This window comes from Clostridium sp. AF36-4 (genome assembly GCF_003435975.1).
Taxonomy (GTDB): Bacteria; Bacillota; Clostridia; order Lachnospirales; family Lachnospiraceae; genus Eubacterium_F.
The window spans coordinates 16,594-42,502 of record NZ_QTVH01000011.1; the positions used below are offsets into that span (position 1 = coordinate 16,594).

Sequence of the window (25,909 nt, forward strand, 5' to 3'; positions counted from 1 at the left end):
CATATATTAACAGTAAGCACACGCAAGCACAAAATCCATAAGGAGGTTTTTCCATGGCAAAAACTAAAATTGTAGTCATTCAAATGAAAGAATTAATTTATACGGCAATTTTTGCCGGCCTTGGTATACTTCTCATCGTTTTGCTTATTATTATGTTTCTTCCGGACAAATCAAACAAAGAAAAGACCGGTTCCACAAAGCAGATTTATACGCCCGGTGTTTATACTTCACAGATTAAACTTGGAGATACCACATTAAACCTCGAAGTTGCCGTGGATGCCGACCAGGTAAAAAGTGTTGCTTTGGTCAACTTGGAAGAATCCGTGACAACCATGTACCCACTTGTGAAGCCGTCACTGGAATCCATCGAAAAAGAGTTGATTGCCGGCACTAAATTGGAGGATGTTCCTCTCTCGGACAAAAGTAAATACACCGAATCACTCTTAATTGAAGGCATCCGCACCGCCTTAAACAAGGCGGTCACAAATCCGGTCTAACTCCGTCTGCCACAGTGCCCTGCTGGCATCGCTTGGCATACGCAGATCACCGCGCGGCGATACCGATACCGTACCAACTTTTGGACCATCCGGCAGACACGACCGTTTGAACTGCTGTGCAAAGAAACGGCGAAAGAAGGTATTTAGCCATTTGGCAATCGTTTTTTTGTCATATGCTCCTTCAAACGTCACGCAGGCCAGACGGAAGATTTTTTCCGGTCCGTAACCTAACCTTAATGTATAATACAAGAAAAAGTCGTGAAGTTCATAAGGTCCCACAAGATCCTCTGTTTTCTGTGCGATTTCGCCCTCTTTTGGAGGAAGCAGTTCCGGACTGACCGGCGTATCCAACACATCGTAGAGAACTTTTTTCAAAATGTCATTTTCACAGGTGTCGGCAAAAAACTGTACCAGATAGCGGACAAGCGTCTTTGGCACGGAACAGTTCACGCCATACATCGACATATGATCTCCATTATATGTCGCCCAGCCAAGTGCAAGTTCTGACATATCGCCGGTTCCAATTACCATACCGCAGACCTGATTGGCAATATCCATCAAAATCTGCGTGCGCTCTCTTGCCTGTCCGTTTTCATATGTTACATCCTGCACCGCCGGATCATGTGAAATATCCTTAAAGTGCTGCATAACCGCATCCTGAATCCGAATTTCACGTAATGACGTGCCTAACTGCTTTGCTAACTGAACCGCATTGTCATAAGTTCGGTTTGTTGTTCCAAAACATGGCATTGTGACACAGACAATTCCTTCTCTTTCTAAATTTAACGTATCAAAAGCACGGACTGTCACAAGCAGCGCAAGGGTCGAATCCAAACCGCCGGACAACCCAATTACGGCATGTTTGCAGCCGGTGTGGCGTAGACGTTTGGCAAGCCCATACGACTGAATTGCCAAAATTTCTTCGCATCGTTCTTCTCTGTGAATACGAGTCGAAGGAACAAATGGTGTCTTTTCAAAACTTCTTGTAAGTTTTGTTTCTTCCGGCACATTTGAATCAAACCAGATTGTCGTAAAATTGTCTTTTTTCTGCCCTTTCGTAAAGGTCGTCATACGCCGTCTTTCATTGTGAAGACGGCCCAAATCAATTTCCGTAATTAAATCCTTTTCCCCGGCAAATGGTTTGCTCTCTTTCAAAACAACACCATTTTCCACAATCAGATTATGACCGGCAAACACCATATCCATCGTGGATTCTCCCTCACCGGCATCCGCATATAAATACGCCGAAAGTGTACGTGCTGACTGGTTTTTCACAAGTTCTCTGCGGTATCCCGCCTTGCCGGTCAACTCATCGCTCGCCGACAAATTCAAAATAATATGCGCTCCCGCCATAGCAAGTTCACCGGATGGCGGTATTGGTGTCCACAAATCCTCACATAATTCAATCCCAAAGGAAAAACGATGGTATTTTTTGTGCGTGAATATCAGATTGGCACCAAACGGAACGCTCTCACCCTCTTTCCAGAGATGCTCTCCGTTTTCTGCCGGTGCTTCTACAAACTGACGCGCTTCATAAAATTCACTATAGTTTGGCAGATAGCTTTTTGGCACAAACCCAAGAATTTTACCGCCATAAATAACCGCTGCCACATTATAAAGTTTTCCGTTATGGTCAAGCGGAAGTCCGACTACACTGACGATTTCGTATGATTTCGTCTCCTCGCAGTATGCAGCCAAAGCATCTTTTGCGCCCTCCACTAAGGTGTCATGCAAAAATAAGTCACCGCACGTGTATCCGGTCAGTGAAAATTCCGGAAAACAAACGAGAGAGACTTTTTCGCCTGCCATTTTTTTCACTTTTTCAACCATTTGATTTTTATTATATTCGCAGTCTGCCACACGCAAATCCGGTGTCGTAACCGCTACTTTTAAAAATCCGTTTTTCATCGTTTTTTCCTCATTTCTTTTTCCACATATAGAAAAGGGCAGCGACCAATCGCTGCCCAACTCTTTCGTAAATACCCGAAATGCCGGCTTCTGATTTTTGACTCCTAGCTATCGGCTAGGTGGGCAACCGCATGCAGCCTTCTGTCTTCCGTTGCTATGTCACCATAGTACCTTGCGGCAGTGACGGCCCGACATCCAACTACAGATATAAGAATCCCGTTTAAAGTATTGTAGGTTCAAAAATTCAGAAGGTATCGAACACTCCAGGAGATGTTCGTTTCTTGATACTATTAGTATACTGAAAACAGCGAAATATATCAAGAAATATTTTCAGAAGTTTCTGGAAATTCTATCGTAAAAATAGTTCCATTTTTTTCATCGCTTCGAACAAAAATATGCCCGCCGTGACGGCTCACAATATTCTTTGCCACAACAAGTCCAAGTCCGGAGCCTTCTTTTTCACCGTGGCTGCTTGCCCGGTAAAATTTTTCAAAAACATTTTCCCATTCACTCTCAGGGATAACAATCCCAAAATCGCGCACCGTTGTCACAATCAGTCCTTCTTCTTTTGCAACATGCATGGTAATCTCTGTTCCCTCGTCCGAATATTTTACGGCGTTTTGCAAAAGAACGGTAAACAACTGGCGGACTCTGTCGTAATCTCCCTTCATTAGGGAACATTCGTCGTCATAGGTAACACTGCCCGTCAATTTTTTCTCCTGCATAAGAATACGCATTCCGCGCATCGCATCCTGTGCCACGGCAATCACATTTAACACTTCGACATTTAATTCATAATCCGGATTTTGCATCCGCGACAAAATCAAAAGATCAGACACCAGATGTTCCATACCGTTACACTCGCTCTGAATCCTCTGCAAATATTCTTTCTGCTTGGTTTCATCCGCTACATAACCAGCCACCAACGTGTCAGCATACCCTTTCATGACGGCAATCGGTGTACGGAGTTCATGTGATACATTCGAGAAGAAATCCCGGCGGCTCTGCTCTAAGTCCTCGCGAAATTCTTCCGCTTCCACCAACTTATCCGAAAGAGTATCCATACTCTCTGCCAGCGCCCCCAGTTCATCTTTTCGACGGATTCCGGTTTTATGAGCATAATTTCCGGCAGCCAGCACAAGTGCTGCCTCTTTAATCCGGATAATCGGACGGACAAGCTGCCTAGAGAAGAAAAAGGATAATAAGAGTGCCAAAAATGCTCCTACCATAACGCAAATCAGCATGTATTTTTCGTACTGAATCACGGTATTTTCCTGCATTTCCATCGGTCCCGATACGACAACTGCTCCCGACACGTCACCACTCTTATCACGGACCGGCACTGCCACATGAAGCATAACCGTCTGGTAAATTTCATCGTAATCGCTGTAACTTTTCTTTTTCCCCCGAAATGCCGTTTTGATAATATTCTCTGTTTCCTTCGGAATATCCAATCCATCCATCTGCACATTGGTATATGCGTCAGATAATTTATGTTTACTTGATTCGTCTGCCACAATCCAGATGTCAACATTCTGCATCTTTCCAAAATCTTCCATTGCGCGCAGATAATCCATAAATTCATCCGCTTCATGGTCTTTTACTGCCTGACTTGTCCGAGTGACAACGCCATCTGCCAAATCCCCTAACTGCTGTTTGTACGCCCCGACAATATTCGTGCGGTTAAACCGTGTAAACATAAGTCCAATCAGAATTGTAAACACCAAAAGTACAACGCCAAAGGCAACGAACACACGCCAAAATATTTTCTTCATAGCGGCTCCTTATACAGTCAGTTCAAACTTATATCCTAAGCCCCAAATCGTCTTAATCTCCCAATTTGGATGTGGTACTTTATCTAATTTCGCACGCAGTCTCTTGATATGGGAATCCACGGTACGGCTGTCACCAAAATAATCCTGCCCCCACAAACTGTCCAACAGGTTATCCCTGGTAAATACCTTGCTTGGATTTCCGGCAAGAATCCACATGGTCTCCACTTCTTTTTTCGTCATCGGAAGTTTTTCCGCTCCTACATAAACGGTGTAAGTCTCAATATTTACCGTCAAATCACTGATGTTTAAGATTTTCTTTTCCTCTGTGGACTCCGAACGTCCCATACGCCGTAACACTGCACGGACACGTGCCATAACCTCATCTCCATTAAATGGTTTGACGATATAATCATCGGCTCCGATATCCAGTCCCATCACACGGTCGTAATCGTCTCCTTTTGCTGTAACAAGGATAATCGGCACATCCGACTGTTCTCGAATTTTTTCACAAACTTTGTAACCATCCATGCCCGGCATCATAACGTCAAGCAGTACGACTGCCGGATTGGCTTTCTTAAACAGGTCAAGCGCCTCAAATCCGTCCTTTGCCACAACCGGCTCAAAACCTTCTTTTGCTACATAAGTACCTAAAACCTCTCGAATATCTTCATTATCATCTACAATTAAAATTCTCTGCATGGTCTTTCTCCTTTCCCATCTCTTCCTATTGTTTTTTTCCATCATAACAGTTTCAAAAACCAATTTCAAGACCCCTTCACAAAGTGACAAGTTTGTGCCACAGGCACATAATATAGTTACAGTACAAAGTAAATATGCAATGGAAAGGAGCCTTTTCATGAAGAAAAAGTTTACCTCTCTTTTGGTATTTGTACTTCTAGTCAGTATGGTTTTACCGGCTGGCACTTCTTTCGCCGCAGGAAAAAAGCCAAAGCTGAACATGAAAAAATTAAATATGACTGTTGGAAACACCTTTTCGCTTCGCGTTTATAACGCAAAAAAGAAGCATAAGATTACTTTCACTTCCTCAAAACCTTCGATTGCAACAGTAAATACCGAAACGCAAAATGCCAGATATGCCAGTGTATCTGCCCTTGCCGTTGGTTCTTCGGTCATTACCGTTACTGTCAAAAAAAGGAAAAAAGTAGTCCGCACACTCAAATGCCGGGTTCGTGTTTCACCAAATGCAGTAAGTATTAAATTTATGAAAAATCAGGTTTCTGTTCTTCTCTCCCAGAGAACGAGACTTGAAACCATTATTAAACCAAATACTTCTGCCGAAAGACCGGTGTTTGAAAGTTCCGATGAAAGTATTGCCATTGTAAATTCCCGCGGTGTAGTAATGGGAGTTTCTCCCGGTACAGTAACAATCACTACCACCTTACTTTCACGTAATTTAACGGCATCATGCATCGTAACCGTACTTCCGGACAGCACAACTTCAAGTACAAAGCCAAAAAAGTACTACGAAAAAAAGAAGCTGCAGAGCACCGCCTATCAATCGGCTGACGCTCTGTAGCTTCTTTTCTATCTTTTCTTTTTATTTCTGTGGACGAATAATTTTCTTTGGACATTTTTCCGCACATTTTCCACAGCCCTGACACTTTGTGCCATCAATTACGGCAATATTGTCTTCCAATGTTACGGCGCCAAATTCACACTGTCTTACGCAAAGTCCACAACCGATACAGCCGGACTGACAGACTTCCATAACTGCTTTACCTTTATCCTTCGAACTACACTGTACCGCATAAGCAGAAGAATATGGAATCAAATCTATCACATGATTTGGACAAGTTGCTACACACTGACCGCAGGCAACGCATTTGTCACGGTCTACTTTAGCAACTCCATTCTGAATGGATAATGCATCAAACTGACAGACTTCCACACAAGAACCAAGGCCAAGGCAGCCATATGAACATGCCTTTTCACCACGTCCCGGTACCATCGCCGCACGGCGGCAGTCCATCTCACCAACATAGTGATATTTATTTGCTGCCACATCACAAGTTCCGGCACATTTTACAAATGCTACCTGTTTTTCCGAACTTCCGGCTTCCACACCAAGAATTTCTGCAATCTTGCCGGCTACCGGTGCTCCACCGACCGGACAGCCATTTACCGGTGCATCCCCGGCTACAATCGCCTCTGCCAAACCATCACAACCCGGATAACCACAGCCACCACAGTTATTTCCCGGCAGACACTCACGTACTTTTTCAACTCTTTCATCGGTCTCTACGGCAAATACCTTACCTGCTACCCCAAGAAGAATACCAATCAGGATACCAAGCACCGCAAGGAGAACTACTGAGAAAATAAATACTGTCATTTCAAGTTCCTCCTTTCCTAAAAGCTAACGCCGCCGAAACCACAGAAAGCAATCGCCATCAAACCTGCCGTTACCAGCACAATCGGTGTTCCTTTCAGTACGCTCGGAATGTTACAATTTTCAAGTTTCTCGCGAATACCAGCCATCAGTACAATCGCAAGGAGGAAACCAAGTGATGCACCAATACCATTTACGGTACTAGCCAGTACGCCATAGTTGTTCTGTACGCTGAGCAGTGCCACACCAAGTACCGCACAGTTTGTCGTAATCAGCGGAAGGTATACACCAAGTGACCGATACAGAGCCGGCATCATTTTTTTCAATACCATCTCAACGAACTGAACCAAAGCTGCAATTACCAAAATAAATACGATAGTATTTAAATATACCAAATCATTTGGCAAAAGCAGGAAGTTATACAATAAACTGGTAATAAAGGAGGCAATCGTAATTACGAATACAACTGCACCGCCCATACCGGCAGCGGTTTCCACTTTCTTGGATACACCAAGGAACGGACAAATGCCAAGGAACTGACTCAATACGAAGTTATTCACAAGTGCCGCCGTAAAAAGAATGGTAAAAATACTCATGCGTTTTCAACCTCCTTTTCTTCCTCGTCCTCTTCTTCTTTGTTTGTTGCGCTCGGCATTTTCAGTTTATTCTGAAGGGCAGTAAGTCCTGCCAGAACAAAGAATGCGCCGGGAGCCATAACAAAAATTGAGATATTTACTGCGCTTGGAAGGATTGTGAATCCAAAAATGGAACCACTTCCAAGGATTTCTCTGAAAATACCAATCAGCGTTAATCCCATCGTAAATCCAAGACCCATACCAATTCCGTCAAATGCTGATGCAATAACCGGATTTTTGGAAGCATAGGCTTCGGCACGTCCTAAGATGATACAGTTTACTACAATCAACGGAATGTAAACACCAAGTGCCGAGTACAAAAATGGAATGTACGCCTGCAAAAGCAGCTGAACAATCGTTACAAACGATGCTACAATTACGATAAATGCCGGAATACGAACTTTATCCGGTATAATCTTACGCAATGCTGAAATCAGCATATTGGATAAAATCAATACAACCGTTGTCGATAATCCCATGCCCAGACCATTCATGGCCGAGGATGTAACCGCCAAAGTCGGACACATACCAAGCATCATGACAAACGTAGGGTTTTCTTTAACGATACCGTTAATAAGGCGCTCGCCACAAACATTTTTACTCATACTGACCAGCCTCCTTTCCGGATGCATCATAGAACAAGATTCCCTTTACCGCTCTCGTAATCGCACGGGAAGTAACCGTAGCGCCCGATAATGCCTGTACCTGGGTATCTGTTGTCTCATTTTTATTATACATTTCTTCCGATGTGCTCTCCGGTGCTTTGATTCCTTTGAAACGTGCCTTAAACTCATCGTTTTCACAGTTCGCACCAAGACCTGCGGTCTCGCTCTCACTGGTAATCTGAATACCGGTAATCGCACTCTGTGCATCTACACCAAGAGCAAAACTGATTTTACCACCATATCCTTTGAGTGCGTTGGCAAGATATACTTTTCCGCCATTTGCCGTTGGATGTACTTCGGTAATCTCTACATATTCAGAAAGCAAATCGCCTTCTTTTACTTCTGCATTTGAAAGGTCATGCTTACTTAAATAAGCAGCCGCGCCGGATACCGCTTCTGCATCGTTATCCTTTACGGAATCTCCCTGTGCGACAACAACAGCGCAGGCTTCGTTATTTGTTTTTTTCTGAGCATTGTCAATCGGGTCCTTTGTCAGCATATAAACACCTGCCAACACGGCACCGAGAATCAGGGTAATCGCACATAAGATAATGGCGTCCTTCATCATACTGCTTTTCTTATCCATTTGCTTTGCCCTCCTTTCCAAATGCCTTTGGAACGGTATAGCGTTCAATCAATGGTACAAACAAGTTGCCGATAATGATGGCAAAGGATACACCTTCTGCGGACTCACCGAAGAATCGGAACAAGCCGGTCAAAAGACCAAGTAAAATTGCATAAATCACTTTACCCTTTGAAGTAATCGGACTCGTCACGTAATCGGTTGCCATAAAGAATGCACCAAGCATCAAGCCGCCACCGCAGAGTTCATACAAAAGCGGATAAGCAGCCGCACCGGCAATAACCATATACAAAATGTCAAATACGGCAAATGTTGCGATGTAAATAACCGGGATTTTCCAGTCGATAACACGACGGAGCAAAAGGTAAATGGCACCAAGCAAAAGTGCTGCTGTCGATGTCTCACCAATGGTTCCTGTCGTTGTTCCCAAAAACATCTTCAAAAGACTTGGGTAACCGCCTTCTTTAACATCCATAAGCGGTGTGGCAGAACTTGCTGCGTCAACGGAAATACCGTATAACCAGTTACTTCCTTCTTTTACCGTAAAACTTGTCATGACGCTACTGAATGACAACATCAAAAAGCAGCGGCCGCCAAGTGCCGGGTTCATGAAGTTCTGACCCAGTCCTCCGAATAACTGTTTCACAACGATAATGGCAAATACACTGCCAAGAACACACATCCACAGATACTTTGGATTTCCCATCGTAGCCGGCAGATTCAATGCTAACAATAAGCCGGTCAAAAGGGCACTAAAGTCATTTGTTGTTACCTTCTGTTTCATCAATCTCTGCCAGATGTATTCTGCCAACATACAGGATACACAGCAGGTTAAAATTACTAATACTGCACTTAACCGGAAATTATAAATACCAATGATGGTAGCCGGCAATAAGGCAATTACGACATCTCTCATGATGGACTGCGTAGAAGAATGGTCACGTACATGAGGAGATGAAGAAACGTTCCATAATTTCTCTTCCATTGTTTCCTCCATTCTGCTGCTTTTGCAGCATATTTTCATGGCTAAACATGCTTATTTTTTTCTGTTCTGGTCCATAACCGCACGTCTTGCCTGTTTGAAAATCTGTGTCAGGCGTCTCTTCGCCGGACAAACAAATGTACAAGTACCACATTCATAACATTCCATACCATTAAGCTTCTGGAAGTAATCCAAATCATTGCGCTCAGCAGCCTGTGCCATCATCTGTGGCACCAAGTGGCTCGGACATACCGTCGCGCAACGGCCGCATCGAATACAATTCGTCGGCTCAAATTTTTCAACTTCATCCTCGCTCATTGCCAAAATGGAAGAACTTGTTTTCGTAATCGGCGTGTTCAAATCATACATTGCCATACCCATCATCGGGCCGCCGGAAATCAGTTTCTTCGCATTTTCTTTGAGTCCGCCTGCTTCTTCTAACAGCTCGGCATGGCTCATACCAAATTTGACTTTATAGTTCTGTGGTTCTGCCATCGCATCACCGGTCAGTGTTACCACGCGGCTCATCGACGGTGTTGTCTTACATACGGCATCATAAATAGCAAGTACCGTCTGTACATTATCCACGATACAGCCTGCATCAGCCGGCAGCATTTTGGAGTTAATCTTACGTCCGGTCGTTACATAAATCACCTGACGCTCTGCTCCCTGTGGATATTTTGTTTTTAATACCTTTACCTCAATATCCGGATCGGAATCCGTGAGATACTGAAGTTTTGCAATTGCCTCCGGTTTGTTATCCTCGATGGCAATGACACCTTTTGCATTGTCAAACAAAGATAATACAACGTGAAGTCCCTGAATCAAATCCTCCGGACGCTCTAACATCAAGCGGTAATCCGAAGTCAGATACGGCTCACACTCTGCTCCGTTTACAATGACATAATCAATTTCTTCTTCATTTTTCGGCGTAACTTTAACGTTTGTCGGGAATCCGGCTCCTCCCATACCGACAATGCCGGCATCTTTGATAATCTGACGGATTTCCTCCTTTGTCAACTGGGTGTAATCCCTGTCTGCGCCAAGTCCTTCAACCGGCTGATATTCCCCATCATTTGCAATTACAACGCAGGTTGCTTTTGCTCCCGATGACAAAAGTCTTGGCTCTACGGCTTTGACCTCACCGGATACAGAACTTACAATGTTGGCGGAAATAAAACCACTTGCTTCGCCAATAATCTGTCCCATCTTCACTGTATCACCAACAGCTACGACAGGTGTTGCCGGGGCTCCAATATGCTGGCTCATAGGAAATACAAGTTCCTCCTTCGCATCCATTTCACGAATCGGAGAATCCATGCTGAGTTCCTTGCCCTCATAAGGATGTGCTCCCCCTTTAAAGGTTGACTGTCCCAATGAAACTTCCTCCTTTACCGAGTTTTTGATACATATTTATCATTATAGCACATTCGACAAAAATGACAAGTTATCGTCTCAATTTTCAAAGTTTGTACACATTTTTTCCTTTTTTTACCGTTTGAATATGTAAAAACAGCGCCACCCCGGATAGACCGGACCAACGCCGTTTTATTAACTCATTCGATTTCCCGGAAACATCTGTCTTTCTGCATGAAGATGGCTGTATTTTTCCTTTGTCGCCATCCCCCCGCGGATATGCCGTTCGGATTTATTTACATCAAGTATTTTCCTTGCTTTTGCAGCAAGGGAAGGATTAATCCTAAGTAACCGCTCCGTTACATCTTTATGTACCGTACTCTTGCTCACGCCAAACTGGCCTGCCGCCTGCCGTACGGTTGCCTTATTCTTTACAATATATTCAGCAATCGCCACCGCACGCTCTTCAATCGGTGTTTTTTGAATATGATATCCTTTCAAAAAAATCCCCCTGATTTGGTGTTTGTATAATCTATGCACCAAAGAGGGGGATTATTCGTCTATTTAGAGCAAGGCGTTCCTATACATAAATCTGCCATTCAGAATCTCCCTGATTATAGGAAGAAATGGCCTCAATCACCTGAAAATAATGCTCTTTTGCTTTCCAGTAATCACTAAACAAAAGAGGAACTCCCTCACTTCGCCAGGAATACTTATCACTCATTCCCCACCAGACAATGCCGGTAATTTTCGCACCACTGTCCTTTTCCGTCATCAAAAGCATCATAAGATTATACCATTTAGCAATTTGATTAATCTGTGAGGTTTCACTCTGCACCTTGTCCGTCAAGTCCATCTCAGTCAACTGAATTTCAATACCTGCCGCTTTAAAGACATCAATCGCATTGGTACCAATATCCTCAATTGCCGGATATCCCATGTCCAAATGTGTCTGCATGCCAACACCGTCACAGATGATTTCGCCGGTTTTATTTACCTCATCTTTCGTATTAAAATACTGAATCATCTTGACCATTTTGTCACTCACCTGATAGGTATTATACTCATTGCAAAGCAGACTCACATCATCCGTAAGTCCAAAATCTTCAAGAATCGAATGTCCAATTGCAAATGCTTCCTTGATATACACAGGGGTGAGAATGCCGCTATGCTTATTTTTATTATACGTATATTCCGGATAATAAACTTCATCCCAGTAACTCTTTGTGCCGCCATCGTTATTGTGCAAATACTCATTGGCAATATCCCAGTTATCAATTACCTCTCGTCCCACATAAACACCATCCGCGTTTTGATATGTGTAAATATGAGTCATAACATTACGCACTAAATACTCCAAGCGTCCATCCATAACATCTTTCGAAACGTATGCACCCGACTTACTGAAATTTTCCTTAAAGAACCACTGCGGTGTCTGCTTATGCCACACAAACACATGGTAGCGCATTTTAAGTCCGTTTTTATAAGCGGTGTTTAAACAGTTATCAATGGAATCCATATTAATAATCGGATAGGTTGTATCCTTATACTTGTAGGTAAATTTAGCGGTGTCTACATATCCATCCGGATTTGTGTTCGACAACGTAGCCTTTGTACTGCCAAGCAAGTAATCCGGTTTCATCTCATTTCCCATAGTAATGGAATTGTGCTGGGATGCAACAAAACTCATATTTCCGGAATTATTCATTTCATAACTGCCAATCGCATTTCCCACTTTGCCAAACATATCACCATAAGCTCGTTTCAAAGAACTTCCGTCCACAATGTTTGTAATTTCACCATTTCCCAGAGTTACAGACAAAATCTCAATATAACCAACTGATGCCTGCGCATTCTGTACCACAAGATATAAATCACCGCCTGCGTATCCTGCAAGTGAAAGTTCCGCTGTACGATTTACATAAGCATCCGAAAATCCGGCCCAGTCACCATCTTTATTGGCCAGCTTAAATCCAACCAAATTTCCGGAAGTATCCGAAATCTCGACACCATTTTTATCATATACCTCTGCCGTAACCGTAACGGTAGAATACTTTGTCATATCAATTCCCGACAAATAGGATGTCAAATTATAAATACTGCCGGACCACAGACCATTGTACGCATTTTCATTTTTCCAGATACCACCGGACAAATCTAATTTTTTATCCGCTGTTGTGCTCGCAACCGCTGTCCCTGTCACGGAAATATTTAGATAAATAGATGCTTCTCTATATGTTTCCTTATCACTTGGTGTAAATACTACCATATAGTCTTTTTTGCCCGGACTTGTAAGCATAAGTTCCGGATTGGCAAATGAGAATTTTCCTGCCACCGTCACACCGTCTGCATCGGTTACTTTTCCACCGGAAAGTGTAACCGCACTCAATTTTTTCCCGGTCACGGCTCCCGTATATTTTGGCTTTGTCTTAACAACTACCGCCTTCTTTACCGTATAAACCGGAAGTGAAATTCCTTTAATCTCCTCAAAAGAACTGTCTTTTGGAACAAACTTTGCTGTCGCATGGCTTTTCCCCATTTGCTTTAATACGGCATCCGGCTGTTCCCACTCGTAGGAGCCAGAGATTTTTTCTCCATTGCTGTCCGCAATCTCTCCACTAGAAATCGCAACCTCTGAAAGCTTCTGTCCCACTTCAGCCTGAGCCGCAAATGGCTTTCGCATCAATGTGCTGGTGCCATCCGGTACGGGAGTTTCCGTCGGTTTTGCCGTCGGAGCCGCTGTCGCCTTGTCGGTCGGCGATGGCGTTTCTTCTGTGCCATTTGTCGGTTTTGTTGTCGCGCCCGCCGTCGAATTTGCTGTCGGTGCCACCGTTACATTCTGTGTTTTCTTCTCTGGCTGAGCTTTCTTTACCACAATCGTGAGAACAGCCTTTTTCTTTTTATTCGTCTTTGACCGCACGGTAATTTTGGCCGTACCCGCCTGACAGGCAGTAAGTTTTCCCTTTGACGAAACTTTTACTACCTTTTTCTTTGACGATTTGTATGTCACCTTTTTATACTTCGCCTTATTGGGCTTAACTTTAACGGATACTTTCAGTTTGAAAGAATCTCCTTTTTTCAATGTCAGCTTCTTTTTTACATTTTTAATTGTTACTGATTTTACTTTTGCTTTTGCCTTTGCATCGGCTGACGCAGGCTCATTCAGTGAAAGTCCGGAAACCATCAGCCCCATCGCCGCAAAAAACGCCACAACTCTTTTTGTTATCTGCTTCATAACAAAAACCTCCTTGTTTCATAACATCCATCATTATGGATATTATACGAAACAAGGAGGCAATAACGCAATGTATTATCCTAGCAAAAGACTACATTTTTAGACATCTTTATAAATCTTCATCTTCATCATAAATTTCATATTTTTTCGCTGCCTGCGCGATATTTAATGAGTGATCCGCCACACGCTCCAAGTCCACTAAAATCTCATTAAAGTACAAGCCCTGAACCGCTTCACATTTCATTTTGCTCAAGCGCTTACTGTTGGATGCACGCATCTTGTCAACCATCTTATCAATATCCGCTTCCAAATCATAAATAACGCGGTACAATTCTTCGCTTGGATTTGAGAAATGCTCACATGCCAAATCATAAATCTTATAAACTGCTTGTGACAATTCCTTCAAGTTCTTCAACGCCTTATCAGAGAACTTACGCTTGTCCTCTTTCATCTGCAGTGCATATCCGAGAACATTTTCCGCATGGTCGCCGATACGCTCCAAATCCGTCACAATATGATACAGATTACCGGCATGGGTCGCTTCTTTCTCAGAAACTCCAAGCTGGTTTGTACGAATCAGCGCTGCCACGATTTCTTTATTCAAAAAGTCCACTGCTTCCTCATTTCTCTCGAACTGCTCTTTGGAAATCGTCATACTTCCAAAATAGACTTTTGTCGAAGCTTCCATATTTTCACGAACCAAAGAATGCATTCTTCCGACTTCCTGGTCAATCTGTCCAATCAAAACCGTACCGGACTGATAACCGGATTCATCAATATAATGAAGTGCTGCTTCTTCTTTGTCATCCTCACCGCGAATGACAAATTCAGAAATTTTAACCAGATATTTCGCACATGGCAAAAGAATTGCTACTGTCACAAGGTTGAAAATCGTATTGGCATTGGCAATCTGTCTGGTCGGATTTCCCGGTGCCGTATTCAAAATCCAGTCGAAGATAACCGGGAAAATCTGCGTAAGCACCATAAACAGTACCATACCGATACTTTCAAACAAAACAACAATAAATGCCACACGTTTAGCATCTTTGCGTCCACCAAGGGAAGCAAGTGCCGGTGCAACACTCGCACCAATATTCATACCGAGCATAATGTAAAATGCCTGTGGAAAGGCACCCGGGAATGCCATAACACCACTGAGTGCCAACATCTGCAAAACACCGACCGATGCCGATGCACTCTGAATAATAACGGTGAAAATAACACCGATAATAACGCACAAAATCGGATTAGAAAACTTTTGCAGCAAACTCTGGAACCAAATCTCGCCTGCTAATGGCTTCATTGCTGCGCTCATTGTACCAAGTCCAATGAACAATACACCAAGACTCGCGATAATCTGCCCTACATTTTTCACTTTTGGTTTTTTAGAAAACATCGTAATCGCCACACCGATAAAAGCAATGACCGGTGCTATTTCAGAAATATTAAAGGCAATCAACTGACCGGTAATCGTTGTACCAATCTTTGCACCCATCAATATTCCAACCGAACGCTCTAACTGCATCATACCGGCATTCACAAAACCAACCACCATGACACACATGGCGTTGGAACTCTGAATCAAGGCAGTCAAACCAGCACCTACAACCATAGCAATGATGCGATTCTGCGTCAGTTTTTCCAAAATTTTCTTTAAATAAGAGCCTGCTACCAACTTCAAACCATCGCTCATCAGGTTCATACCAAAGATGAACATTGCAAGGCCACCCGCCAAATTAATCACATTCCATATAGACATTTCATTATCCTCTCTCTACAATTTGTAAAGTCATGTAAAATTTATGTGTATCCATGTAAAGCCCCTAACAACTAATATATCATTGTTAGAGGCTTAACTCAATAACTTTATTGTTTTTTTATACTTGCACGGGCGGGGCACTCAAGGAGCAAAATCTCTTGTACCTGCAAACAAAAGGAATTCATCGCCGAATTTCTTTCCTTGTTCCCCGCAGCATTTCTGCAGATTCATGAAGTTTTGAAACCTCTTTTTCATCCAGCGAAATCGGAATCGTTGTCTCAATTCCTCTTGCTCCGACAATTGCCGGCATACTCAGTACAACATCCTCCAGGGCATACTCGCCATGCATACGGAGTGAAATTGGGAAAATCGATTTTTCATCCCGCACAATTGCCTGACAAATCCGCTTTACCACCATCGCAATTCCATAATATGTGGCGTCTTTTTTGGCTATAATCTCATAGGCGCTGTTTTTCACCTGTTCCTCAATGCTCTCGGTATTTCCTTCGTGATTATAATGCCCCCGCATTTCACAAAAAGAATTTAACGGAACGCCCGACACATTGGCACTGCTCCACGCCGCAATTTCACTGTCACCATGCTCGCCGATTACAAAGGCATGCACGCTCCGGCTGTCAACTCCTAAATGCTGCCCCAGATGATACCGAAGTCTCGCAGAATCTAACACGGTTCCTGAACCGAACACACGGTATTCCGGGAATCCGCTCACTTCCATCGCAACCTGCGTCATAATGTCAACCGGGTTTGAGACAATGAGTAAAATTCCCTTGTACTCCTGTTCTTTTATCTGTGTCACAACATCTGTCATTATTTTGGCATTTTTCTGAACCAAATCAAGCCTTGTTTCATTTGGCTTCTGATTGGCACCCGCCGTAATTACGATAATTGCCGCATCACCTACATCTTCATATCCGCCCGCATATATTTTCATTGGACCGGCAAAAGAGGCACCATGGCTGATATCCATTGCCTCACCTTCCGCACGGTCTTTATCCACATCAATCAATACCATTTCCGAAAAAAGTCCGCTTTGCATAAGCGCAAACGCTGACGCCGAGCCAACAAAACCGCAGCCGACAATTACTACTTTTCTGACATTGACACATTCACACTTCTCTGACATAACACCCTCCATTTTTACATAATAAATCCATAAGCCATCTGCCACTGATTTTCTATTCTGTGTTATGCCCATAAATTGTTTTTTTATTCGTTTCGATGTGGTTTTATCGGACAGACGACACTTATTTTATCTATGTTATTCTGTTATACTTATGACTTGTAAATATAAACCAAATCCGCTATACTATTTTTATTAGGAAAGGCGGTGAAAGGATGGATGAAATGACAGATAAGGAATTAATTACCATACTCATTGACAAGTACACAGATTTACAACGCATTAAAAAAGCAAACAATGACACCCCAAACGAAGAGCTTGATTATCAAATCAAAACAACCACGGCAAAATTATCTTCCATGGGTATTAATGTTGAAGATTTGACCTTATAAAAAGCAAAATTTTAGATTATGAGTATAATAATACCCTCCATAGGAAATAGTATTTCTCATGGAGGGATTCTTATGAAAAAAGATAAAATGAAATCAAAAAATACGGATTATTCCTGTGACGACTATGACGATTTCTTCGAGGACGACATAGCCGAGACCGAATCGGATTATGACGACATTTCTGATTTTGAGCCACCAAGAGATGTGCCCAAAAGGAAGGAATGATTCTTATTATATTTAGGACAGTGCAATATATGTTGATGCGACTTCAGCCTTTTCCAAGGAATAATATAAAATGTTCTTTTTCTTCCTATCAAATACCTTTGAATATCCACCGGGAATGGTAGCGATATACGGTGTTTTATTTTTCCCCAGCAAATACTGTTTTATGCTGCCATTTTCCCCTATGCCAAAAAATGCATAATTCATCCAGTTTCCAAGTTCAGTAACCGGTGTCTGCCCCTGTCCCAGTGAAAAGTCGTTGTTCTCTCCATCCTTATCATAATCACTTATCTGCAATGAAAATTCCGGTGTGAATGCTATTTTATTTTCCACCCCAAACCGTTCTTTCGTTAATTTCATCGTATCCAGAATATCATTTTCTTTTTTCGTTTGTATATAAAACTCGCCATCCTCATAATACATTGATTTCGGATTGTTTTCGATTTTTTTCTGAGAAGCATACATTACCTCTACCGTTACACCCTTTATTTCTGCCTTTGCTAATGACTTTGTGTATTTTTCCTTTTCACTAACACTTTCCGTTTGGGCTGCATCTTTTGTATCCTGCTGTCCCACAGCATCGGTCAGACACGAACAGCCTGCCAGCAGAAAAACAACCACTGCTACTGTGCCCATCCATTTTTTATTTTTTCGATATGTCATAATATTCTTTACCCTCCTTCTTACACCCGACTCGCCAAAGCAAAGTGACCCTGCCGCTAAAATTCTTTTATTCATGGCAAATCCCAAAAGTGCTCTTCCATAAACGGCACGAATATCTTTGCCACTTTTACTCATCACATACTCGTCACAGCTCATTTCCATATCTCGAATCATGGCAAAATACGAAAGCCAGACAAGCGGATGAAACCAATAGATGCACACAAGGAAAAAGGCAAATAATTGAATCCAATTGTCTTTTCTTGCAATGTGATGTTTTTCATGACACAAAATAAAATCTTTTTCTTCCTCCGGCAATCGGAAAGGAAGATAAATTTTCGGTCGAAATACCCCCACAACAAAAGGGGAAGAAATATTTTCACACTCCCATATGTTATCTTCTAACCGCACCGCCTTTTTCGTTCGTCTTTGCATTTGTATGAACGAGAAAAAATTCCACACCAGAAAAACTGCCATTCCCGCAAACCATACATATAAGAAAATCTGCCAAATATTTTCCCAGTCAGAATTGTTTCCGGCATTCGTTACAAAAAAGTCACCTGTGGCATCTGACTTTATCCGCTCCGTTTGTTTTTCATTTCCCGATGTCGGCTTTTCTTTTATGGTCGTCCTGCCTGCTGGTACTTCCGACAATTGCTCTTTCTCCGTAACAACTGTTGACTGCCCCGGCATCGGAATCGACTCAAACAAACGGAACATACTCATCGGCGAAGTAATGGATACCGGCACCACTAGACGTACCGCCACTAAAAGCCATAAAAAATACAAATATTTTTTATGAAAGCGGTATAGTAAAATCCGCAAAGCAAAAACAATCACAATGACAGGAACTGCCTGACTTCCCATGAAAAGAATTTTCTCAAAAATATCCCTTATCATCATTTCCTCCCTTTCTGCTATTTTTCATCACTATAACGGTCAATAATATCTTTAATTTTTTGTGCCTCCTCCGCAGAAATTTTCTTTCCACCCAGAAAAGCAGTAAGAAAATTTGGAAGAGAACCTCCAAATGTCCGCTCGACAAAATAATCGGATTCATCTCTCTGCACCCGCTCTTTAGAAATCAATACCGTCACAAATGCATTTTCATTTTTAATGTAACCTTTTTCTGACATTTTTTTAATCGTTGTATATGTCGTAGACTTTTTCCAACCAAGTATTTCATTGCATAATTTCACAAGTTTGCCAGAGGGAATGGGTGCATAGTCCCATACAATTGACATAAAACGGTAATCACTGTCGCATAATTTTAATTGTTCCATTACAGCCTCCTTTTGGTCTACAACTATAAACCTTGTGTTTAGTCTATAACAATAGACCTGTTTTGTCAACACTCTTTTTTAACAATAGAATTTGTTGCAACTCTCTTTTTCACGTGCTAAAATAATGTGTTATCAGAGCAGCAAAAGCCCCACACAATACAAAAGGAGGAAGCAGACATGGCAAAAAGGAAATTATCATCAACCCAAATATGCTACCGCATTAGTCTGGCACTTCTTCCTATTATGCTTGGTCTTTCCCTTTTGTATCAGGCAGGGATTTTTATTCCTACTAAGATTTTTCCACCTTGTATGTTCCATGCTTTGACCGGTTTTTCCTGTCCCGGCTGTGGCAGTACACGTGCGGTTTCCGCTCTGCTTCGTGGTGACTTACTCACCAGTTTAAAACTTCAACCGGCAATCTTTTACTGTGCCCTTATCTATACCGCCTTTGTCCTTTCTCATACACTGGCATTACTCATAAATGGCATAAAAAAGAAACACCCCTCTCTTTTCAAAAAGGGATGTTTTCTTCATCATTTTTCTCATTTTCGCGGTATGCACCTAAGCGCGAATATCCTTTATGTACTTGTTTGGATTTTCCTTGGTTTTGGTGTACTGCGATTTGGTTATGAATTGTGGGTTAAGGCTTATCTGATTTTATCATAATGCGTCCACATTCTGATAATCTTGATGGTTCCCTCATACTCAACCTCATCAATCAAAACTGGATTTTTACACACTTCATACACTAGTCTATGCTGAATATTAATCCGTCTCGAATAAGCTCCCTGTAAATTTCCCATAAGAGCCTCAAATGGTGGCGGATTCTGAAACGGGTTTTCTCTTATAACATCAATAAGAATTTTCGCCTTTTCATCAAGGTGTACACTTTTTAAATTTTTAATATCTTTTACTGCCTGTTTTGTGTATACAATTTTGTACATGCGTTTACCATTCTACATCTTCCTCTGGCACACAATCCTCTATCGATGTTTCCAACCCTGTTCTTATGGATTCAACCATCCCCGGAATTGAGTTAAGATATACTGTTTCCTGTATTGCATTCCAATCACTCTCAGAAACAAGAACCGCATTTCCTTTTTTACTCACAATTAAAGTTGGTTCACTATAAAGGTTCACATTTTCTACCAGATTGTAGAGTTCCTTTCTTGCATTTGTAATATTAATTGCTGACATAATAATTCTCCTTGTTATTATCCATTTGTTCTACGTTATCATATTTAACGATTTGTACTTTTATTATTCATTATATTTTTTATGTCATTTATATTATAGCGTACGCTTTCGCGTACGTCAAGTATGGATTTAACTTATAACAAAGAAACACCCCTCTTTTCTCAAAAAGGGATGTTTCAATTACTACATATTATCAATTCTACAAAAACATCTTATATGTAGAGTAAGAGTACGCGGATGCTGCTGTACAAAATGCAACCACACAAACTGCAAGTACAATCGCACCAAGCACACAGCCAATAATCGATGTAATAAATCCTGCTGTTGCCATGCCCTTTTTCTGAGGCGAAAACATCGTCTTATTACGTGAATACAATACCAATGATACAATGGCGCACGCAAGACTGATTACTCCCCAAGCGACGCAGCAAAAACAAATCGAAACAATACCAAGCACCAAAACCGCAATAGCGATACCATCTTTATTCGGATTTGGCATCGGACTAGGATTCGGCTGATACTGGTAGCCATTATTATTCATCTGTTCGTCCATTTTTTCCTCCTTATAAACTGTGATGTACTTAAAGAACTATCATAATAATTCTTGCAATCAGTCCAATTCCCCACAAGCAAATGCCGATAATACTAGTTACAAAACCAGCTGTTACCATGCCCTGCTTCTCCGGTGAAATATCATTTATGCTTGATGCGCGCAGTGCCAATGCCACGATACCACAAGGAGCACAACAGCAAATTGATACTATACCAAGAACCAAAATAGCAACTGCATAATTGTCCTTATTCTGATTTGGCATCGGATTCGGCTGACTCTGGTAGCCATTATTATTCATCTGTTCATCCATTTTTTCTCCTCCTTATCGTTTATTTATTTCAAGTGTAACCGAATTTCCGTTTCCTTGTCAAGGAGTATCTTTCTTAACCTTCTGCGAAATCACACGTTCATAATCATACCCTGTGTCCTGCTGCCTCTCGACCGGTTTCAATTCAAATGCTGCAACCGCATTTTTCTCCAAACAGAATGAAATTTCCAAGCAGTCATTCTCCGCTTTTACCGTCTGGGTTGTAATCCATGGCTTCGCCACTTCACGCAGCAAACTCACCTCATCTTTCGATGGATTTGCCGGCTCCCCAAGGTCGTGCCAGACTTTCAGTGGATTGCCATGCTCTTCATCTACAATTTTTACAAGATTGCAGTATTCTTGTCGTTCATAATTTTCCGGCAGATGAATGGTATAAGTGACTTCCTTCTTCTCGCCTTTTCCATCATTGTCCGGATTCCAGATAACACCATAATAACTGCCATCTTTCTGCTTTGTAATAAGCGAATCCTCAGAGCGGTGAATGCAGGTACCGGTTAATCTTTTATAAAAAGCAAATGTCCAAAACGTCGGCTTTGGAATACAGCCATTTGCTACCAGTCCAAATCCACCATGAAACGGAGTAAACGGAACCCCCAGTTCCTCAAACACATCGCCAAATGTCCAATACGAATACGACGTGTGGCAATCCCCAAGTCTCGACAGCATATGCGCCACATACGCAGCGTTATAACAGGTATCGTGTACCGGTGCATTCGGAATATACGACGTGTTATATTCTGTGATATGAATATCTTTGCCGGCAAACTCCTCATAACTGTCCACAATTTCACGCGATTTTTCCAATCCAGAAAATGCATCGTCCGGATCATGTAAATCAATATAGCCATAATGTCCTACCCGATCCGGCACATAACTTGTATAATGATGCCGCGACACAAAGTCAAGCGGCAGTTTTTTCTCCTTTACATAATCAAGAAAATCCTGCAGCCACGATACATCATCAACACCGCAAATCGCCGGTCCGCCAACCAGAAGTCTTTCATCCACTTCTTTCACTGCCTTTGCCGTAACTTCATATAAATGAAAATATTCCTGTCTGTCAGCATCTTTCCAAAACCCCGGCAGATTCGGCTCATTCCAGACTTCAATCGGCCACAGCAAAACCTCATTTTCCCCATAACGCTGCATAAGATGACGAAGCGTGTTCTGCACAAGGCGCGCCCACTTATTATAATCCGCCGGGGGCGTAATATTACCCTTCCAGTAAAATACCGTCTCTTCGCCGCTTGCCATTTGTTCCGGCATAAAACCAAGCTCAATAAATGGACGGATTTTCAAATCCTGATAAGCATCCATCACCATATCCAAATAAGTAAAATTGTATTCTTCTTTCACGGAACCATCCGGCGTAATAAATTCCTGATAAATTGCCATGTCCTTACAGAAAAGTCCATGACCACGGATATAGTCAAATCCAATCTTTTTCTGGACCAGTGCTAACTGGTCTAAATATTCTTTGTGAAGTGCCAAATCCATGCGTCCTGTTCCGATACAGGAAAATGCGCGGTTGTGAAACATGACCGGTTCATTTTCATAAACTTCATATTTTTCCATAGTATCCTCCCTCAAACAATCATAAATAATGAAACAAGCTGGCAGCATTTATTTGTAAATAACAAACGAACACCGTCAGCCTATTCCCACATTCAAAAAAGTGCCTGCTAAACCTTTTTCATCGTCATTGTATCATATGCCCCACACCTAGAAAATGGATTATCCAATCATTCTATTGCATTTTTACAATAATTTAGTCCATCCTTTTCCCATATTGCCTGCCTTCTCTTTTCATCTAAAACAAGCCATTCTTCCAGAGACAACGGCGTATAATCAGAAAACATGCAGAATGTATTAATCATCCGGCATGGAATCGGCATCGGTTCATTCTGCCCCGGATTCTGGTGCTTCGTGTTTCGTGTCATACGGATGAACTCATTTACCAGAACTTCATCGTGTGTATCATGTACATGTCCGTACATCATCACCGTTTTCGGATTTCCCTCCTTATTACGGCGGTACTGCCCATTGTAGCAAAAGATTGGATAGTGCGATAAAATAATCTTTCTTTTATTATCGTTCAGCTCCGCATACGGCTTAATCCACTCAAAACGGGTTGCATCAAACCGGCGGTCCTCGAGATAATTGTCGTGATTTCCTTTCACAAGAAACAGCCTGCCATTTAACTGCTGCAAAATATCATTCGTCTTTTTCCCACGTTCCATAGAAACATCCCCAAGAATAACGACCTCGTCATTTTCCCGGACTTTTTTGTTCCAACGCTCAATCATATATTCATGCATTTTATCACAGTTTTCAAACCCGCGGCAATCCATTTTCGTAAGCAGGCTTTCATGGTAAAAATGTAAATCCGAAATATAGTAGCGCATCAGCACCTTCCTTCCTAAAAAAGTGTAATTTGTAAGTTTTCAAAACCGTTCTCATCAATCCGCAAATAACGAAAAAGTTTACCCAGATATCCGGATAAACTTTCTCACATAAAAAGGGATTTATTGAAAAGCAAGCACTTGTAAGCAATTTAAAATTACAAGATTTCATGAATCCAGCCTTTTGGAGCTTCGATACGGCCCATCTGGATTCCTGTCAATGTATCATAAAGTTTCTTTGTAATCGGTCCCATCTCATCCATACCACTTGGGAAACAGATTTCTTTACCATGGTCAACGATTTTACCAACCGGCGAAATAACAGCAGCTGTTCCGCAAAGACCACACTCAGCGAAGTCTTTTACTTCATCGAATTTAACTTCTCTCTCCTCTGCCTCTAATCCCAAATACTCTTTCGCTACATACATCAAAGAACGTCTGGTGATGGATGGAAGAATACTATCCGACTTCGGTGTTACCACCTTGTTATCTTTGGTAACAAAGATGAAGTTTGCACCACCGGTCTCTTCTACCTTTGTACGGGTAGCAGCGTCCAAATACATATTCTCATCATAGCCCTGATTATGAGCATCTACGATTGCATGAAGACTCATCGCATAGTTCAAACCGGCTTTTACATGACCGGTACCATGAGGTGCTGCACGGTCAAAATCACTAACACGAATCGTAATCGGTTTTGCACCGCCCTTAAAGTAAGGACCTACCGGTGTACAGAACATACGGAACTGATATTCCTCTGCCGGTTTTACACCAATTACCGAACTGCTCGCAAACATGTACGGACGAATATATAAGGTAGCACCAGAACCATAAGGCGGTACATAAGCCGCATTGGCTGCTACTACTTTCTCAACTGCTTCTACAAATCTATCTTCCGGAAATGGTGGCATTTCCAAACGCTTTGCCGTATTTGCCATACGGGAAGCATTCAAATCCGGGCGGAACGTAACAATCTTGCCATGCTCCGTAGTATATGCTTTCAAACCTTCAAAACAAGTCTGTGCATACTGCAATACACCGGCACATTCATTCATAACGACATTGGCGTCCTTTGTCATCACGCCATCATCCCAAGCGCCATTCTTAAAATTTGACACATAACGCTCATCGGTCTGATAATAACCAAAGCCAATATTGGACCAATCGATATCTTTCTTTTCCATCTAGAATTCCTTCTTTCTTCTGTCATTTCACTGACTTTTGTCCTTGTTCTATCTTACTCCATCCACCTGGCACTGTCAAGACAGCAATGCTAAATTTTCACGAAAGCTACAAGCCATGCAAAAAAACAAACTCACGCTGCTTCGTCGGGAGCTCGCTCACGTAAGAAGCAGTGGGAGATTGTCTTTTTATAGGGCGACAGCCCGTGACCGAGCAGGCTTTGCCTGCGAGGTTGCATGGCGCAGCTTGCGAGGCGACAGCCCGTGACCGAGCAGGCTCTGCCTGCGAGGTTGCATGGCTTGTATAGTATAACGCGACAGATTGGAAGATTCCTTGGCGCACCAGCGAGCCCGGCAACTTGCTTCATGCAACGCAAATTGTCTCCAAAGTCCAAAAACGTTGCATGCACACAAAAAACTTCCATTCCCAATGCAACGCAATCTCTCAAATCAGCAAAAAAGAGTTGTTTTTGTGTCGTGATTCGCCTAAAAACATCGCAAAACAAGAAAAAATTGCAACCCTTTCCCCAAAAAAACATAAAAAAGATTGCATGGCGTAACAACGCAACATTTTTTACAAAACTTGACATTTTCCCATTGCAATATAATCTCTAATGATGTAATATTAAGTTATGTTAATCTTGTACGTGTTTTTTTCACTATGTTTATTTTTCAAAACAGTCATAAAAAAGGGGGGTGTTTCGAATAAATTTTGTATAGATGCAAATAAACGCAATGGTTCGCGAACCGTATTTAACCATTGATACAAAAAAAGGAAAGCATGATAATTCATTGCCTCATTATC

At 42.1% G+C, this 25,909-nt stretch carries 27 protein-coding genes and 1 other RNA gene; 5 read left to right on the forward strand and 23 right to left on the reverse strand.

The annotated features are described in order from the left end of the window. Positions 1-53 precede the first annotated feature (53 nt). A complete protein-coding gene (locus DW005_RS07485) occupies positions 54-497 on the forward strand; it encodes a hypothetical protein (RefSeq protein WP_022377571.1) in 444 nt (147 codons plus the stop codon). Here the strand turns inward: DW005_RS07485 and DW005_RS07490 are convergent. The 4 genes from DW005_RS07490 to DW005_RS07505 all read right to left on the reverse strand — a co-directional run bounded on the left by DW005_RS07490 (position 468) and on the right by DW005_RS07505 (position 4,879). Continuing rightward, a complete protein-coding gene (locus tag DW005_RS07490; RefSeq protein WP_117478830.1) occupies positions 468-2,405 on the reverse strand; it encodes an NAD(+) synthase in 1,938 nt (645 codons plus the stop codon). The two genes, DW005_RS07485 and DW005_RS07490, sit on opposite strands and share 30 nt — an antisense overlap. A 68-nt stretch (positions 2,406-2,473) precedes the next feature. Continuing rightward, positions 2,474-2,678: non-coding RNA, 6S RNA (gene ssrS / locus DW005_RS07495), on the reverse strand. Between the two features lie 44 nt (positions 2,679-2,722). Beyond that, entirely contained in the window at positions 2,723-4,180 is a 1,458-nt protein-coding gene (locus tag DW005_RS07500) for a HAMP domain-containing sensor histidine kinase (RefSeq protein WP_117478774.1), read from the reverse strand. A 9-nt stretch (positions 4,181-4,189) separates the two neighbouring features. Beyond that, a complete protein-coding gene (locus DW005_RS07505; RefSeq protein WP_022377568.1) occupies positions 4,190-4,879 on the reverse strand; it encodes a response regulator transcription factor in 690 nt (229 codons plus the stop codon). Between the two features lie 157 nt (positions 4,880-5,036). Here DW005_RS07505 and DW005_RS07510 point away from each other — a divergent pair, with 157 nt between their 5' ends. Then, the gene (locus DW005_RS07510; RefSeq protein WP_181974977.1) at positions 5,037-5,717 is read left to right on the forward strand and encodes an Ig-like domain-containing protein; all 681 of its coding nucleotides are present in this window, start codon (positions 5,037-5,039) and stop codon (positions 5,715-5,717) included. Between the two features lie 21 nt (positions 5,718-5,738). Here DW005_RS07510 and rnfB read toward each other — a convergent pair whose 3' ends face one another. The 10 genes from rnfB to DW005_RS07560 all read right to left on the reverse strand — a co-directional run bounded on the left by rnfB (position 5,739) and on the right by DW005_RS07560 (position 16,889). Further along, positions 5,739-6,533: an RnfABCDGE type electron transport complex subunit B gene (gene rnfB / locus DW005_RS07515; RefSeq protein WP_117478776.1), complete on the reverse strand. Its 795-nt coding sequence runs from the start codon at positions 6,531-6,533 to the stop codon at positions 5,739-5,741. Positions 6,534-6,550: 17 nt separating this feature from the next. Beyond that, positions 6,551-7,126, reverse strand: coding sequence for an RnfABCDGE type electron transport complex subunit A (locus DW005_RS07520; RefSeq protein ID WP_117478777.1), 576 nt, complete (start codon positions 7,124-7,126; stop codon positions 6,551-6,553). Further along, positions 7,123-7,770, reverse strand: coding sequence for an electron transport complex subunit E (locus tag DW005_RS07525; protein ID WP_117478778.1), 648 nt, complete (start codon positions 7,768-7,770; stop codon positions 7,123-7,125). The genes DW005_RS07520 and DW005_RS07525 overlap by 4 nt, the downstream gene beginning before the upstream one ends. Beyond that, positions 7,763-8,416 carry an FMN-binding protein gene (locus DW005_RS07530; RefSeq protein WP_117478779.1) on the reverse strand — a complete coding sequence of 218 codons (654 nt, stop codon included), beginning with the start codon at positions 8,414-8,416 and terminating at the stop codon, positions 7,763-7,765. Before DW005_RS07530 ends, DW005_RS07525 begins: the two co-directional genes overlap by 8 nt. Next, positions 8,409-9,398 (reverse strand): RnfABCDGE type electron transport complex subunit D, encoded by a 990-nt coding sequence (locus tag DW005_RS07535; RefSeq protein ID WP_117478780.1) that lies wholly within the window; start codon positions 9,396-9,398, stop codon positions 8,409-8,411. Before DW005_RS07535 ends, DW005_RS07530 begins: the two co-directional genes overlap by 8 nt. 51 nt (positions 9,399-9,449) lie before the next feature. After that, on the reverse strand, positions 9,450-10,772 hold the full coding sequence (rsxC, locus tag DW005_RS07540; protein WP_022377561.1) for an electron transport complex subunit RsxC: 1,323 nt from the start codon (positions 10,770-10,772) through the stop codon (positions 9,450-9,452). 174 nt (positions 10,773-10,946) lie between these two features. Beyond that, positions 10,947-11,252 (reverse strand): sporulation transcriptional regulator SpoIIID, encoded by a 306-nt coding sequence (spoIIID, locus tag DW005_RS07545; RefSeq protein ID WP_022377560.1) that lies wholly within the window; start codon positions 11,250-11,252, stop codon positions 10,947-10,949. 79 nt (positions 11,253-11,331) lie between these two features. Next, on the reverse strand, positions 11,332-13,986 hold the full coding sequence (locus DW005_RS07550; protein ID WP_117478781.1) for an endo-1,4-beta-xylanase: 2,655 nt from the start codon (positions 13,984-13,986) through the stop codon (positions 11,332-11,334). Between the two features lie 109 nt (positions 13,987-14,095). Continuing rightward, the gene (locus DW005_RS07555) at positions 14,096-15,745 is read right to left on the reverse strand and encodes a Na/Pi cotransporter family protein (RefSeq protein WP_117478782.1); all 1,650 of its coding nucleotides are present in this window, start codon (positions 15,743-15,745) and stop codon (positions 14,096-14,098) included. A gap of 181 nt (positions 15,746-15,926) precedes the next feature. Further along, positions 15,927-16,889 (reverse strand): L-lactate dehydrogenase, encoded by a 963-nt coding sequence (locus DW005_RS07560; protein WP_117478783.1) that lies wholly within the window; start codon positions 16,887-16,889, stop codon positions 15,927-15,929. Positions 16,890-17,101: 212 nt separating this feature from the next. On the opposite strand from DW005_RS07560, the gene DW005_RS13800 reads away from it, so the two are divergent. Next, on the forward strand, positions 17,102-17,278 hold the full coding sequence (locus DW005_RS13800) for a hypothetical protein (RefSeq protein WP_022377556.1): 177 nt from the start codon (positions 17,102-17,104) through the stop codon (positions 17,276-17,278). Between the two features lie 72 nt (positions 17,279-17,350). Then, entirely contained in the window at positions 17,351-17,503 is a 153-nt protein-coding gene (locus tag DW005_RS13805) for a hypothetical protein (protein WP_181974978.1), read from the forward strand. Positions 17,504-17,515: 12 nt separating this feature from the next. On the opposite strand, the gene DW005_RS07565 is transcribed toward DW005_RS13805, so the two are convergent. Further along, the gene (locus DW005_RS07565; protein WP_117478784.1) at positions 17,516-19,063 is read right to left on the reverse strand and encodes a M56 family metallopeptidase; all 1,548 of its coding nucleotides are present in this window, start codon (positions 19,061-19,063) and stop codon (positions 17,516-17,518) included. 14 nt (positions 19,064-19,077) lie between these two features. Next, positions 19,078-19,443 (reverse strand): BlaI/MecI/CopY family transcriptional regulator, encoded by a 366-nt coding sequence (locus DW005_RS07570; protein ID WP_117478785.1) that lies wholly within the window; start codon positions 19,441-19,443, stop codon positions 19,078-19,080. A gap of 177 nt (positions 19,444-19,620) precedes the next feature. Here DW005_RS07570 and DW005_RS07575 point away from each other — a divergent pair, with 177 nt between their 5' ends. Further along, entirely contained in the window at positions 19,621-20,109 is a 489-nt protein-coding gene (locus DW005_RS07575) for a DUF2752 domain-containing protein (RefSeq protein ID WP_242989387.1), read from the forward strand. Here the strand turns inward: DW005_RS07575 and DW005_RS07580 are convergent. The 7 genes from DW005_RS07580 to DW005_RS07610 form a co-directional block, all read right to left on the reverse strand. Next, complete coding sequence (locus tag DW005_RS07580) at positions 20,091-20,387, reverse strand: Txe/YoeB family addiction module toxin (protein WP_117478786.1); 297 nt, start codon at positions 20,385-20,387, stop codon at positions 20,091-20,093. The genes DW005_RS07575 and DW005_RS07580 overlap by 19 nt on opposite strands. 4 nt (positions 20,388-20,391) lie before the next feature. Further along, entirely contained in the window at positions 20,392-20,640 is a 249-nt protein-coding gene (locus DW005_RS07585) for a type II toxin-antitoxin system Phd/YefM family antitoxin (RefSeq protein WP_117478787.1), read from the reverse strand. Positions 20,641-20,839: 199 nt separating this feature from the next. After that, on the reverse strand, positions 20,840-21,193 hold the full coding sequence (locus DW005_RS07590) for a DUF4190 domain-containing protein (RefSeq protein ID WP_117478788.1): 354 nt from the start codon (positions 21,191-21,193) through the stop codon (positions 20,840-20,842). Between the two features lie 28 nt (positions 21,194-21,221). Then, positions 21,222-21,503 (reverse strand): DUF4190 domain-containing protein, encoded by a 282-nt coding sequence (locus DW005_RS07595; RefSeq protein ID WP_117478789.1) that lies wholly within the window; start codon positions 21,501-21,503, stop codon positions 21,222-21,224. 57 nt (positions 21,504-21,560) lie between these two features. Continuing rightward, positions 21,561-23,096: a glycosyl hydrolase gene (locus DW005_RS07600; protein ID WP_117478790.1), complete on the reverse strand. Its 1,536-nt coding sequence runs from the start codon at positions 23,094-23,096 to the stop codon at positions 21,561-21,563. A 167-nt stretch (positions 23,097-23,263) separates the two neighbouring features. Next, positions 23,264-23,926, reverse strand: a complete 663-nt coding sequence (locus tag DW005_RS07605; RefSeq protein ID WP_117478791.1) for a metallophosphoesterase family protein — start codon at positions 23,924-23,926, stop codon at positions 23,264-23,266. Positions 23,927-24,081: 155 nt separating this feature from the next. Next, a complete protein-coding gene (locus DW005_RS07610) occupies positions 24,082-25,107 on the reverse strand; it encodes a branched-chain amino acid aminotransferase (RefSeq protein ID WP_117478792.1) in 1,026 nt (341 codons plus the stop codon). Positions 25,108-25,909 lie beyond the last annotated feature (802 nt).